15 protein-coding genes are annotated in these 13521 nt (G+C 62.2%); 6 read left to right on the top strand and 9 right to left on the bottom strand.

Annotated elements, in window-relative coordinates; translation table 11 throughout:
• Positions 1-6: 6 nt before the first annotated feature.
• A complete protein-coding gene (locus FFI94_RS07285; protein WP_138873646.1) occupies positions 7-753 on the top strand; it encodes an amino acid ABC transporter ATP-binding protein in 747 nt (248 codons plus the stop codon).
• Between the two features lie 120 nt (positions 754-873).
• Here the strand turns inward: FFI94_RS07285 and FFI94_RS07280 are convergent, their stop codons facing one another.
• Together FFI94_RS07280 and FFI94_RS07275 are read right to left on the bottom strand one after the other, a co-directional pair.
• Positions 874-1263, bottom strand: a complete 390-nt coding sequence (locus FFI94_RS07280; protein ID WP_138872392.1) for a DUF6578 domain-containing protein — start codon at positions 1261-1263, stop codon at positions 874-876.
• Positions 1264-1340: 77 nt separating this feature from the next.
• Positions 1341-2168 (bottom strand): TatD family hydrolase, encoded by an 828-nt coding sequence (locus tag FFI94_RS07275; protein ID WP_070385506.1) that lies wholly within the window; start codon positions 2166-2168, stop codon positions 1341-1343.
• A 21-nt stretch (positions 2169-2189) separates the two neighbouring features.
• On the opposite strand from FFI94_RS07275, the gene metG reads away from it, so the two are divergent.
• On the top strand, positions 2190-3788 hold the full coding sequence (metG, locus tag FFI94_RS07270; protein ID WP_138872391.1) for a methionine--tRNA ligase: 1599 nt from the start codon (positions 2190-2192) through the stop codon (positions 3786-3788).
• 152 nt (positions 3789-3940) lie between these two features.
• Complete coding sequence (locus tag FFI94_RS07265) at positions 3941-5110, top strand: DUF2786 domain-containing protein (protein WP_138872390.1); 1170 nt, start codon at positions 3941-3943, stop codon at positions 5108-5110.
• On the opposite strand, the gene rsmI is transcribed toward FFI94_RS07265, so the two are convergent.
• Positions 5111-5941 carry a 16S rRNA (cytidine(1402)-2'-O)-methyltransferase gene (gene rsmI, locus FFI94_RS07260; protein ID WP_138872389.1) on the bottom strand — a complete coding sequence of 277 codons (831 nt, stop codon included), beginning with the start codon at positions 5939-5941 and terminating at the stop codon, positions 5111-5113.
• A gap of 23 nt (positions 5942-5964) precedes the next feature.
• Here rsmI and FFI94_RS07255 point away from each other — a divergent pair, with 23 nt between their 5' ends.
• Positions 5965-7524: a dolichyl-phosphate-mannose--protein mannosyltransferase gene (locus FFI94_RS07255; RefSeq protein ID WP_138872388.1), complete on the top strand. Its 1560-nt coding sequence runs from the start codon at positions 5965-5967 to the stop codon at positions 7522-7524.
• Position 7525: 1 nt separating this feature from the next.
• Here the strand turns inward: FFI94_RS07255 and FFI94_RS07250 are convergent, their stop codons facing one another.
• From FFI94_RS07250 to FFI94_RS07235, 4 genes are all read right to left on the bottom strand, one after another.
• Positions 7526-9169, bottom strand: coding sequence for a BCCT family transporter (locus FFI94_RS07250; protein WP_138872387.1), 1644 nt, complete (start codon positions 9167-9169; stop codon positions 7526-7528).
• An 84-nt stretch (positions 9170-9253) separates the two neighbouring features.
• Positions 9254-9685 carry a DoxX family protein gene (locus tag FFI94_RS07245; RefSeq protein WP_138872386.1) on the bottom strand — a complete coding sequence of 144 codons (432 nt, stop codon included), beginning with the start codon at positions 9683-9685 and terminating at the stop codon, positions 9254-9256.
• Between the two features lie 47 nt (positions 9686-9732).
• Positions 9733-10095 carry a GntR family transcriptional regulator gene (locus FFI94_RS07240; RefSeq protein ID WP_138872385.1) on the bottom strand — a complete coding sequence of 121 codons (363 nt, stop codon included), beginning with the start codon at positions 10093-10095 and terminating at the stop codon, positions 9733-9735.
• Positions 10095-10778 carry an SDR family oxidoreductase gene (locus tag FFI94_RS07235; RefSeq protein WP_138872384.1) on the bottom strand — a complete coding sequence of 228 codons (684 nt, stop codon included), beginning with the start codon at positions 10776-10778 and terminating at the stop codon, positions 10095-10097. The genes FFI94_RS07240 and FFI94_RS07235 overlap by 1 nt, the downstream gene beginning before the upstream one ends.
• Positions 10779-10873: 95 nt before the next feature.
• On the opposite strand from FFI94_RS07235, the gene arsC reads away from it, so the two are divergent.
• Positions 10874-11227 (top strand): arsenate reductase (glutaredoxin), encoded by a 354-nt coding sequence (arsC, locus tag FFI94_RS07230; protein ID WP_138872383.1) that lies wholly within the window; start codon positions 10874-10876, stop codon positions 11225-11227.
• A gap of 3 nt (positions 11228-11230) precedes the next feature.
• Here the strand turns inward: arsC and arcA are convergent, their stop codons facing one another.
• Positions 11231-12448, bottom strand: coding sequence for an arginine deiminase (arcA, locus tag FFI94_RS07225; protein WP_138872382.1), 1218 nt, complete (start codon positions 12446-12448; stop codon positions 11231-11233).
• 61 nt (positions 12449-12509) lie between these two features.
• On the opposite strand from arcA, the gene FFI94_RS07220 reads away from it, so the two are divergent.
• Positions 12510-12995, top strand: coding sequence for an FABP family protein (locus tag FFI94_RS07220; protein ID WP_138872381.1), 486 nt, complete (start codon positions 12510-12512; stop codon positions 12993-12995).
• A 7-nt stretch (positions 12996-13002) separates the two neighbouring features.
• On the opposite strand, the gene FFI94_RS07215 is transcribed toward FFI94_RS07220, so the two are convergent.
• Entirely contained in the window at positions 13003-13494 is a 492-nt protein-coding gene (locus FFI94_RS07215) for a DUF2505 domain-containing protein (RefSeq protein ID WP_138872380.1), read from the bottom strand.
• Positions 13495-13521: the final 27 nt, after the last annotated feature.

Here is a 13521-nt window from a genome sequence, read left to right as displayed (position 1 = left end):
GTCAACATGAGCAAGCCAGACACCGAGATCAAGATCGAAGTCAAAGGGCTGAAAAAGTCGTTCGGCGACAACGAGGTCCTCAAAGGCCTCGACGTCGACATCAAGAACGGCGAAGTGGTGTGCGTCATCGGACCGTCCGGATCCGGCAAGTCCACCTTCCTGCGCTGCCTCAACCGCCTCGAGGACATCACCGCCGGCAACGTGCGCGTCGACCAGTTCGACCTGACGGACAAGAACGTCGACATCGACAAGGTGCGCCAACACATCGGCATGGTGTTCCAGCACTTCAATCTGTTCCCGCACATGACCGTCATCGAAAACGTGATGCTCGCCCCAGTCCAGACGGGTCGTTCCACCAAGGAACAGGCACGCGCGATCGCGGTGAAACTGCTGGGTCAGGTTGGTCTAGCCGAGAAGGCCGACGCCAAGCCCGCAAGTCTGTCCGGCGGCCAGAAGCAGCGCGTTGCCATCGCCCGCGCACTCGCCATGAGCCCGGACATCATGCTGTTCGACGAAGCCACCAGCGCCCTCGACCCCGAAATGGTGGGCGAGGTTCTGCAAGTACTGCGTGACCTCGCAAAACAGGGCATGACGATGGTGGTCGTGACCCACGAAATGGGATTCGCGCGCGAGGTATCCGATCGCGTCATCTTCATGGCCGACGGTTACATCGTCGAAGAGGGGAAGCCGGAAGCGTTGTTCGGCAACCCGCAGCAGAAGCGCACCCAGGATTTCCTGGGGAAGGTGCTCTAACCTTCTGCCCGGCGGGTTGCCTCGAGGGGCTGCCCGCCGGGTATTTCTGCACACAAGTCGGCTCCAGAGGGCTGGATGAGCTCCCGGGCGCGCAGTTGTGTGCACTTAGGCACTGGAGTCTTACGAGTCGACGGCCAACTCGACAACGACCGCCGTCTCCATCCAGCCGCGACGACCCGTAACTAACGACGACATCCCACGGAAGTGTCGCGGGACCTTCTCGACGCGAACGTGATCGATGCTCCCCGGCACCAACACCCAGTGCCCAGGCTCCTGTTCGAGAAATTCCCCGCGCTCGAGTCGAATCGAGAGAACGATCCCGGAGGTGGGATCCACGCCGTCGGGATAGATTCCTCCATGGACCGACGCATCGAACCACAGCGACTCACGTGCCGGGTGCAAAGCCCACGAAGACTCTTCGCCGACCACCGGCAGCGGTGCACAGCACTCGAATTCCCACGTTTCGATGCGGATTGTGACCACGTCGTCGGGATAGATGTAGTCGTTCATCTGAATACTCCGCGCAGTAGACGGACCGGGACACGACGGTCCCGGGCGCGGAGTTACCTGTCAGCTCAGAATAGCGGTCAGAGCTTGTAGACCCGCTCCGCTGTCGCGGTGGACGCTGCCGCGAGCGTCTGGGGATCCTCGCCGCGGATGTCAGCTAGTGCCCGGACCGTGTACGGCAGGCAGTACGACTCGTTGGGCGCACCCCGGAACGGGTGCGGAGTGAGGAACGGTGCATCCGTTTCGACGATCAGCTGATCCGACGGCACGAGCAGTGCGGCCTCACGCAATGCTTTTGCGTTCTTGAAGCTGACGGTTCCCGAAAAACTCAGGACGTAACCCGCGTCGATGCACGCCCGCGCCATCTCCGAATCCGAGGAGAAGCAGTGGAACACGACAGTCTCGGGTGCGCCTTCCTCATTCAGCACCCGCAGCAAGTCCTGGTCGGCTTCGCGGTTGTGAATCATCAGCGTCTTACCCAGTCGCTTCGCCAAGTCGATGTGCCACCGGAAACCGTCGACCTGCTCCTCGATGGTGGCGCAGCCCTCGAGCTTGCCGGGCCAGTAGAGATCAAGCCCTGTCTCCCCCACTGCGACAACTCGCGGATCCGACGCCAACCGCTCGATCTCGGCTCGGGTATCGGCATCAAGGACGTTTGCCCTGGTCGGATGGATTGCGACGGCTGCGTAGACCCTCGAATCCCAGTTCGCAGCGTCGACGGCAAAGCGTGCGGCGTCGAGGTCGTCGGCCACCGTGACGACCCGTCCGACGCCGACGGCCTCGGCTCGATCGACTATCTCGGCCACGGTCGCAGCGTCATGTGCACCACACGCGTCGAGGTGCGTATGGGCGTCGATCAGAGGCGACAAGGGCTCAGGGGCATCGGGGGCGGGACGGTCTTTGCTCACGCCCGATAGAGTAAGCGCACCATGACTGTGCCTGCCTCACCCTCCCAGACCACGCGCCCGGACTCCGCCGCCCCGGAAGGCGCGGAACGATCGCCGTTCTACATCACGACAGCGATCGCGTATCCCAACGGCGCTCCGCACATCGGCCACGCGTACGAATACATCTCCTCGGACGCGCTCGCCCGCTTCAAGCGGTTGGACGGACATGAAGTGTTCTTCATGACCGGCACCGACGAGCACGGTCTGAAGATGCAGCAGACGGCCATCAAAGAGGGCATCGACGTCCGCGACCTGGCCGCCCGGAACTCCGACGTGTTCCAGAACCTCGACAAGGTCCTGAACATCTCGTACGACCGGTTCATCCGCACCACCGACGCAGATCACCAGGTCGCCAGCAAGGCGATCTGGGAGAAGATGGCGGCATCGGGCGACATCTACCTCGACACGTATTCGGGGTGGTACTCGGTTCGCGACGAGGCCTTCTACACCGAGGCCGAGACCACGCTTCTCGAGGACGGCACGCGTCAGTCCACCGAGACCGGCACGCCGGTGGAGTGGACCGAGGAGTCCAACTACACGTTCCGGCTCTCGGCGTACGAGGACCGTTTGCTCGCGCTGTACGAGGAGCATCCCGAGTTCATCGCCCCCACGACTCGCCGCAACGAGATTGTCAGTTTCGTCAAGGGCGGCCTCAAGGATCTGTCGATCTCGCGCACCACGTTCGACTGGGGCGTCGAGGTTCCCGGCGACCCCGACCACGTCATGTACGTCTGGGTCGACGCTCTCACCAACTACCTGACCGGCGTCGGATACCCGAACGTGGACTCGGAGGAGTTCAAGAAGTTCTGGCCCGCGAGCCTGCACATCATCGGCAAGGACATCACGCGGTTCCACACCGTGTACTGGCCGGCGTTCCTCATGTCGGCCGGTATCGAGCTGCCGGAGCGGGTCTTCGTCCACGGCTTCTTGTACAACAAGGGCGAGAAGATGTCGAAGTCGGTCGGCAACGTGGTCGATCCGATCGCGATGGTCGATCAGTACGGCCTCGACGCGGTCCGCTTCTTCCTGCTCCGCGAGATCTCGTACGGCCAGGACGGCAGCTACAGCCACGAAGCAATCGTGACGCGTATGAACGCAGACCTGTCGAACGAACTGGGCAACCTCGCGCAGCGTTCACTGACGATGGTCGCGAAGAACTGCGACGCCCAGGTCCCCACCCCCGGCGAGTTCACCGAGGACGACCTGGCGATGCTGGCGTCGGCGGACGCCTTGCTTGCCAAGTGCCGCAGCGAGTTCGATGTCCAGGCTCTGCACCTCGCGCTGGAAGCCATCTGGGGCGTACTCGGCGAGACCAACCGGTACTTCTCCAAGCAGGAACCGTGGGTTCTGCGCAAGACCGATCCGGCACGGATGGCGACGGTCCTCTACGTGACGATCGAAGTGGTCCGTATCGTCGGCATTCTCGTTCAGCCGGTCATGCCGGACGCAGCGTCGCGGATCCTCGATCTGCTCGGCCAGAGCGAAGAGAACCGTCAGTTCACCGACATCGCCGTTCGCATCGACGCGAACCGGAAGCTGCCTGCTCCGGCACCTGTTTTCCCTCGTTTCGTCGACGAGTGATCTTTACCGTGTGACGCTTTAAGTGGGGTCCGCCGCATCTGGTCTGAGCCAGTTGTGTCGGACCCCACGTGCACACTGCGTCCATGACACCCGATAGAACATACTTTCGATCTGCTGCCTCCTCGCAGACGCTGCCATGGAACGGAACCCACGTGTCCTCTCACGAAGTCAGTCCTCAATCCGTCGCAGCTGCCGAGGCCCTGATCGCCGAGCTTGCCGGCGTCTACGAACGCGGGTGGCAGCCTGCCGATCTTGTTCACCTGGCCCGTCGCAGCAAAGATCCCTCGAACGCCGATCTTGTTGCCACCGCCGTCCTGCTCGACGGCGCCCGAACCAGGGCCGCCGACCGCGCTCCCCTCGAATGGGTCGGGCAGCTCGCGTCCATTCGTGAACAGTTCCCCAATGCCGATCGCATCGCTTCGCGAATCACTCTGGACGAGGACGTTTTTCGATCCCTCGCTGCCGGACTCCTGTTCGAAGATCCCTATTTCCTCGTCTCCCAGATCGCCGAGGTATCACTGCACTGGACGCGGCTCGCGCCGTGGAATCTACTGCTCGCGCCGCCGTCCACGTGGCCGCCGCAGCGAACAGACACCAGCTACGCGGGCACGGGAGCCGAAGTAGACGCCAAGGTGCTCAAGCGGATTCGTGGACTCCTCGCCAAGGCCGAGGCCACCAATTTTGCGGAAGAAGCCGAATCCTTCACCGAAAAGGCACAGGAGTTGATGACGCGATACGCCATCGACGCCGCACTTCTGCACAATCGCACCGGCATCACCGATACCGCTGTGAACGGGCGTCGAATCCACCTCGACAACCCGTACGTGAAGGAGAAGGTCCATCTCCTCACTGCAATCGGTGATTCCAACCGGGTACGCGCTGTGTGGTTCAGCGAGGTGTCCATCGCCACCGTCATCGGCACACCCGTCGATCTCCAACAGGTCGACATGCTCTTCACGTCGCTACTCGTGCAGGCAACGCGCGCAATGCAATTCGCCGACACCAGCAATCGCGGCGGCTCCCGAACCACGTCGTTCCGCAAGGGCTTCCTCACCGGGTTCGCCAACCGGATCGGTCAACGTCTTCGCGACGCCGGTACCAAAGCAACCGCCGAAGCCGCCGACGCGGCATCGATGGACGTCGCCGATCTCCTGCCGATTCTCGCGACCACCTCGGCAGCGGTCGACACCGAATTCGATCGGTTGTTCCCCCGAACCCGCAAAGCTCGCGGACGGTCGGTCGACGCCGAAGGGTGGCATGCCGGCCAAGCAGCTGCCGACGACGCCAACCTCCGGCCCGGAGCACCTGCAGTGCGCCGGTAGCTAGTCCTTACGCGCAGCCAGCACCGTTTCGTACAGTTCGCGCTTCGATACACCGGGGGTGGCGACGAGGGCGCACGCGTCTTTCAGACGTGCTCCGCCCTCGACCAGGCGTTCCACTTCCTCGACCAGATCGGCCGGATCGGAGGCCACCAGGACAGCGCCTTCGAGCACTACAGTGATTTCGCCGCGCACACCTTCGGCAGCCCACGCGGCGAGTTCGCCGAGCGTTCCGCGCTTCACTTCTTCATAGGTCTTGGTCAACTCGCGGCAAACAGCGGCGCGCCGATCGGGACCGAGCACCTCGACGGCGTCGGCCAGGCAATCAGCCAGGCGATGCGGCGCCTCGAAGAACACACACGCGCGCTGTTCGGCGAGCAGTCCCGCGAACCAGGTCTTGCGTTGTCCACCCTTGCGCGGCGGGAAACCGTCGAAGCAGAAGCGCTCGACAGGCAGTCCTGACAGCGCGAGAGCCGTGGTAACTGCGGAGGGACCCGGCAGACACGTGACCTTCAAGTTTTCGGCCACGCAGGCAGCAACAAGGCGGTATCCGGGATCGCTGACCGACGGCATACCGGCGTCGGTCACGAGAAGAACGGTTTTGCCGTCGGCAACGTCGGCGACCAGCGCAGGAAGTCGCGCAATCTCCACCTGATCGTAGAAACTGACCACCTTTCCGGTGATCGTGACATTGAGAGCCGAGGCCAGCGACTTGGTTCGTCGGGTGTCCTCGGCCGCCACTACGTCGGCGGTTGCGAGAGCGTCGCGCAGACGCGGAGACGCGTCACCGACATCTCCCATGGGTGTTGCGGCGAGTACCAAGCGACCAGTCATACCTGACAGCCTACGATTGCCAAGTGACTGTGCAGACGGACGAGCGGCCAACGCCCGCCAGTGGCGATCGGGTAGTGCGTAGTCCAGCGCCGCTTGTACCCTCCCCGGACTTCGGCCCCACGGACCGACTGCGCGGCTGGATCGTCACCGCTGTCATCACCACGATCGCCGCAATCACCCGGTTCACAATGCTCGCCTATCCCACGGACGCCGGCACTCCCGTATTCGACGAGAAGCACTATGCGCCGCAGGGATGGCAGGTGCTGACGGGCGGTGGGATCGAAGACAACCCGGGTTACGGATTGGTGGTGCACCCGCCGATCGGCAAGCAGATGATCGCAATCGGTGAAGCGATCTTCGGTTACAACGGCTGGGGTTGGCGATTCTCGTCGGCACTGGTCGGAACCTTGATGGTGCTGCTGATCATTCGGATCGTTCGACGTATGACGCGTTCGACACTCATCGGTGCGATTGCCGGCATTCTGCTAATCGTCGACGGCGTCACGTTCGTCTCGTCCCGTCTGGGCATGCTCGACATCTTTCTCGCGTTCTTCGTCCTGGCCGCGCTCGGCTGCCTCGTCGTCGACCGTGACCAGGTTCGGCAACGGATGGCCACGGCCTACGCCGAGGGCCGGATCGGTGATTCCGAATGGGGTCCACGGCTCGGATTCCGGTGGTGGCGATTCGGCGCCGGAATCCTGCTCGGATTGGCTTGCGGCACCAAATGGTCCGGCATGTACTTCATCTTGTTCTTCGGACTCCTCAGCGTCGCGTTCGACCTGTCCGCCCGCCGCGCCTACCGTGTGCAGCGGCCGTGGTTCGGCACCGCGATCCGCGACATCGGCCCCGCCCTGTATGCGTTGGTCGTCATCCCGATCGGCGTCTACCTGGCCAGCTACTGGGCCTGGTTCGCGAGTGAGACCGGCGTCGATCGCCATGCCGTCGGCAACGAGATCGGCGAGGGCGGAACGTGGAGTTTCATACCGTCGGCGCTGCGTTCCCTCTGGTACTACAGCGGAAACGTGCTCACCTTCCACTCGAGTCTGACGAACTCCGCGGGCAATCATCATCCGTGGGAATCGAAGCCCTGGACGTGGCCGATGGGTCTGCGTCCGATGCTGTACTACTACGCCGACGGCGAGCAGGTGACGGGCTGCGGAGCCGCCAGTTGCGTCAAGGCCATCATGCTGATCGGTACCCCGGCGATGTGGTGGCTGGCCCTGCCCATGTTGGCGTGGGCAATCTGGAAGACGTTCGTCCGGCGCGACTGGCGTTATGCCGTTGTCCTCACCGGATACGGCGCCGCCTACCTCCCCTGGTTCGCCACGATGGACCGTCAGATGTACTTCTTCTACGGCGTTGCACTCGCACCGTTCATGGTCATGGGATTTGCGCTGACACTCGGCGACGTCCTGGGCAAGGCAACGGATTCCGTCGAGCGACGCACCACAGGACTACTCGCGGTCAGCCTGTACATCGGGCTGGTTGTCGCGAACTTCGTCTACCTGTGGCCGATCCTGACCGCGATGCCGATCACTCCGGAATCGTGGCAGAGCCACCTGTGGTTGCCGAGCTGGAAATAGCTCAGGTATCGCGCCGAGCGCGCGTGCCTCGTCGGACCCGTCGCGTCGTCTGGAGAAGCGCTCGTTTCTGCTCGCGGGCAGCGACGATGATCGGGTCGTGTGACAGATCCCGGTACAGCGAGAAGCACAGGCCGATCATCACCACGACAAAGGGCGCGGCAGCGATAATCGTCATGGTCTGCAAACCTTCGAGTGCTTCGGAACCGCCGGTCCACAGCAGTAGCGCCGCCGCCCCACCCGTCAGCACACCCCAGAACACTACGACCCATCGACTCGGCTCGAGTGTTCCCCGCTGCGAGAGCGTGCCCATCACCATCGACGCCGCATCTGCGCCCGAGACGAAGAACACTGCGACCAGGAGCATGACCAGAACTGTCGTGACTCCGGCGAGCGGGAGATTGTCGAGCATTCCGAACAACTGCGCTTCCTCCGAACCGCGGCTCGCAAGATCGATTCCCTCTCGTTCCTCACCGATCCCGGCCCCGCCGAAGATCGAGAACCACAGCAAGCTCACCGTCGTGGGAACAACGATGACGCCGATGATGAACTGACGGATGGTGCGCCCACGACTGATACGCGCCAAGAACATCCCCACGAACGGCGTCCACGACACCCACCAGGCCCAGTAGAAGATGGTCCAGGACGACAGCCACTCTCCCGTCTCCGGATTCGACGACGCTCCGGTACGTGCCGACATCTGGGCGAGGTCCGACGCGTAGGCGCCGATGGTGGTGGGCAGAAGGTTGAGGATCAGAACTGTCGGTCCGAGCACGAACACGAACAGCGCCAAGATCAATGCGAGCACCATGTTGATGTTGGACAACCACTGAATTCCCTTGGAAACGCCCGAAACTGCCGATGCGACAAAGGCCAGGGTCAGCACCGCAACGATGGACACGAGGAGGAAGACACTCACTTCTTGCATCCACCCGACCACCTGGAATCCCGAGCCGATCTGCAAGGCACCGAGTCCCAACGACGCGGCCGTACCGAAGAGAGTCGCGAAGATCGCAAGAATGTCGATGACCTTGCCGATCGGACCTTCAGCCCGACGCCCGAGCAGGGGTATGAATGCCGAACTGAACAGTTGCTTGCGTCCACGTCGATACGATCCGTACGCAATGGCAAGGCCCACAACGGCATACATCGCCCAAGGGTGAAGTCCCCAGTGGAACATGGTTGTTGCCATGGCGGTGCCGATACCACCGTCGGTGCCGGGCGGCGGATTGACGTAATGCGCCAGCGGTTCGGCGACGCCGAAGAACATCAGGCCGATTCCCATTCCGGCACTGAACATCATCGCAATCCAACTGACGGTCCGGAACTCCGGTTTCTCACCGTCCTTGCCGAGTGGAATGTCTCCGAACCTGCTGACGGCGAGGTAGATGGAGAACAGCACGAAGGCGGACGCCGCGAGAACAAAAAGCCAGCCGATGTTGACTACGAGCCAGTCGAGAACGCTCCCCGTCACCGAGTTCAAATTGTCGGGTGCAACGAGTCCCCACACGAGAATTGCCAAGACCGCCACTGCCGTTACGGAAAAAACCACGTAATCGGTTCGCACACCTAAACGTGTGAACCCCGTCGTCGGTCGGTCCTCGTTGGCACCGGAATTCTGCTCGGATCGATCAGATTTCGTCACCATAAGTCAATACGTTGGTCACTCGAGCGAACAAAAGCAATAGCAAAGGCGGGCCCGACACCAGTCGGGCCCGCCTCGAAATACGTCTTAAGCTGCGGTTTTCAACCAGCCGTCGCCTTTACCAATCAATCCGTCGACGCTGATGCGTCCGGCACCGATCGCTGCGATCAGCAGCGAACCGACACCGAGTGCAAGTACCAGTTCATAGCCGCCGGCGTCGACAAAAACACCATTGCCCGAGTGGACGATAAAGAAGGCTCCCACCATGTCGAGGAACAACAGCACACCGACAAGCGGAGTCAACACGCCGGCGATGAGCAGGATTCCGCCGCCGAGTTCGATGGTGGCAGCGGCAATTGCGGACACCTTGGGCAGCGGTGCGCCCATGGCTTCGAACGACGCCTGTGTGCCGGCGATCTTGTACGTGAAGAACTTCTGCCAGCCGTGGGCGATGAAGATGATGCCGAGGCCGATACGGGCGATGAGGAGTCCGAGGTCACGGACGATCGACGAATTCATGGTGCAAGCCTGACAGCTTTAAGTTGAAGCGTCAACTTAAAGCTGTGTCACGCCCCTCTCAATGCCGCCCGGGCCATGGTCACGATCTCATCGTCCGAATATCCGAGAGCACGCACATCTTTCACGAAGGCCGTCGCCGCCTGCTCCGCCTGCGCTCGCACCGGATCGTCTCCCGACGCGATGAACGTGCCCTGTTTCCCTCGGGTCTCGATCACCCCCTGCTCGCCGAGCACCCGATACGCTTTTGCAACGGTATTCGCCGCCAAACCCAAATCTGTCGCCAGCGCCCGAACCGTGGGAATCTTGGCCCCCGCAATCAGTCCCCCGGTCTGCACCTGCTCGATAATCTGTTGCCGCAGTTGGTCGTACGGCGCCACAGACGAATCATGGTCGATCACGATGCCGGTCATCACAAGGCATCGACCGCGTCGCGAATCAGGTCGGGGCCGGACGTCAGAACCAACGTCTTGCCAACACTCGCGGGCGCATCGATCAGCGCCTCGATCACCGCCGCCACGTCCGCCCTACTGACCGCTCCACGCGCAACCGGGGGTTCTGCCAGTGTTACCTCACCGGTCGGGTCGTCATCCGTGAGAAGCCCCGGACGCACAATCGTCCACTCCAACTCGGTACGACCCTTCAGATCGTTCTCGGCAGCCGTCTTTGCCTCGAGATACGCCGCAAAGACTTCGTCGGTCCCCTCCGCTACCGGTTCACCGGCGCCCATTGCACTGATCTGGATGAAACGACGAACACCCGCTTTTTCCGCGGCATCGGCAAGCAGTACGGCCGCCGCCCGGTCGACAGTGTCCTTACGGGCAACTCCGCTCCCCGGACCGGCTCCCGCCGCAAAAACCGCAACATCACACCCCGCCAACACCTTCGCAACCTCGTCGACGGTCGAAGTTTCCAAATCGATCACCACGGGAAATGCACCCAACGTGCGGACTGCACCCTCATGATCCGGATTGCGGATCAGCGCTATCGGCCGATCACCATGCCCGGCCAGCAAAAATATGAGGTGCTGCGCGATCTTGCCGTGACCTCCGGCGATCGCCACCCGCCGTTCGTCGACACTCCGATGTTCCGTCATCATCCACTCCTCATACGTCGGTACTTCAGTCCAGCGCGCCGGAAGGGGTCGTTTGTTCCCACTTCCCGACCGGACGGCTGATCACGCCAGGCACAATGTCGACCATGGCCTCTGCAACGATCTTCCACAATCAACGATGCAACACCTCACGAACCGTTCTCGCGCGGCTGCGCGAACACGGCATCGAACCGAACGTCGTCATGTACCTCGATACACCGCCTACCCGTTCGGAACTGGAAAAACTCCTCTCCGACGCCGGCCTCACTCCCAGCCAGGCAGTCCGCAAGCGTGAATCGCAGTACAAGGAGCTCGGGCTCGCCGACGCGTCCGAGTCCAAGATCCTCGACGCCATGATCGAACACCCGATTCTCATCGAACGCCCCTTTGTCGTCACTGACAAGGGCACTGTCCTCGCCCGCCCGGCGGACAAGGTCGAAGAAATTCTCTAGGCATCACAGCGGATCGCGGGCGATCGGACAGGACATACACCGGGGACCACCTCGGCCGGATCCCAGTTCCGACCCCGCGATCCGGAGCACTTCGATACCAGACGCTTCCAACCGCGCGTTCGTCTCGACGTTGCGCTCGTAGGCGATCACCACGCCGGGTTCGATTGCCAGAGTGTTGTTTCCGTCGTCCCACTGCTCACGTTCGGCAGTCACCGTGTCCAATCCGGTGTCGATGACCCGCAGCTTCCCGATCCCCATCGCGTCGGCGGCGGCCTCGAGGAAGGGGTCAGCGCCACGAATGCTCACACCCTCGTCCTCACGCCGAATAGTGAAGGCCGACAATGTGTTCTGAATAGCTGGATACATGACCACAGCATCGGCTTCCACCATCGTGCACACCGTATCGAGATGCATCGACGCGCGGCGCTGCTCGATCGGAACCACCAACACCGTATGCGCCAGATCGTCGTCGAACACACTGCGCGCCAGTGCTTCTGCTCCCGCCGGCGACGTGCGCTCACCCACACCGACGGCAATCACACCGGGAGCGAGAAGCAGCACGTCACCACCTTCCACCGGAGCGGTGTGTGATTCGTACGCCCGCCGCACACCGCGAAACCGCGGATGATGCGCATACACCAGATCGGTGATCGACGACTCCCGCGCCCGCGCCGACAACGCCAAGGACGTAATCACCACCCGCGGCCCGATCCAGAACGACGAATCACGCGTGAACAGCAGATTCGGCAACGGATCGATTACAAAATCCCCGCCGTGATGCATCCGACGCACCAGCGACGTCGACGACGCATCCACCGGGAGTTCGTCGAAGGTCATGCCGGCGGTGAGGATCGACGACAACTCCGCCGGCGGCACACTGCGCAGATACGACGACAGATGCTGCCCCAGCGAATGCCCGATCTTCCGGGTGTCCACTGCAGCCGAAATTCCCTGAATCCGGGCCGCACCGCTGACCGTCAAGGCTTCCGTGAGCAAGTCCGCCAACAACAGAACCTCGACACCGTGCTCACGCAGCACCGACGCGAACTGATCGTGCTCGTCCTGCGCCCGATCAACCCACGGCAGACCGTCGAACAGCAGTTGGTCGTTGTTTCGCGGGGTGAGCCGCTTCAATTCGTCGCCCGGACGATGCAGGATGACCGAACGCAACTTACCTACCTCGGAGTCGACACCGAGCGAGACGGATCCAGAACCGTTCATGGATAAACAGTATTCCCGCTGATGCGTAATCTGATGGCCGACACCAGTGAGAGGAACCACCATGACGGCACCACAGCGACCCGAGAACGAGCACCGAGGGGTCGAGTTGTTGCGTGGACGCTGGGCCGGCACGGGTAGCGGGCACTTTCCGACGATCGACGATTTCGAGTACTCCGAGGAAATCGTCTTCGCTCCGACCCCCAAACCTTTTCTGACGTACAGCTCACGCACACGTGGCTTGCCCGACGGCCGCCCGCTTCACATGGAATCGGGATACTTGCGCCCGGTCTCCGGCAACGAGCTCGAGTTGCTGATCACGCAGCCGACCGGTTTCGTGGAGATCCACCGCGGAAGCATCGACGCCGATGGCACTCTTGCCTTCACACTGTTCACACTGGCGGCGTCACCGGACGCCAAGCCTGTCGTCGATGTACGACGCGTAATGCGGGTTCACGAAGACACGCTGACGTACGACATCTGGATGGCACACGATCAGACGCCCCTCACTCATCATCTGCATGCCGAGCTTCATCGCGTCGACGAGTAGCTAGCGTTCAGGGATTCAGGAGGAACGCTTCGACAGCGTCGTGATCGCGGCGCAGTAGATCCTGGGCCATATTCTTCAACAGCCTCTCGATCTGGCCGCCGACAACCGGAATCTTCACCTCGGCCCAGCCATCGACGTTCAGAACGGAACGAGCTTCGCCTGACTCAGCCAATTCGAGGTCGACCTCGATGCGGATAGGCAATCCGTGTGTTCTCCCGGTCACCGATCCGACGGCCCGGCCGTCGGAGAGCGGACCCCACCGATCAGCTCGCTCGACGCCGAGTCGGTCCGGAGCCAGCTTTGCAATCAGCCCCGGCAATGCCGACGATTCGAGATTGTCGGCTAACGACACCGTTATGGCTCCACCCCCGACTTCGATAACGGCTTTGGAATACAGGTCGCCAAGTCGGACCATCCAATACCGGGTATCCGTCAATGCCGCATGGACACGCTCGGGCGGAAAGTTGAATTCGATACCAAATCGAAAGCTCTTTGACATTTTGGTGACCTTGGTCCCTATCCGAGT

This window comes from Rhodococcus sp. KBS0724 (genome assembly GCF_005938745.2).
Lineage (GTDB): Bacteria > Actinomycetota > Actinomycetes > Mycobacteriales > Mycobacteriaceae > Rhodococcus_F.
Note: the sequence above shows the minus strand (reverse complement) of the source record. Positions and strands in the feature narration are given on the sequence as shown.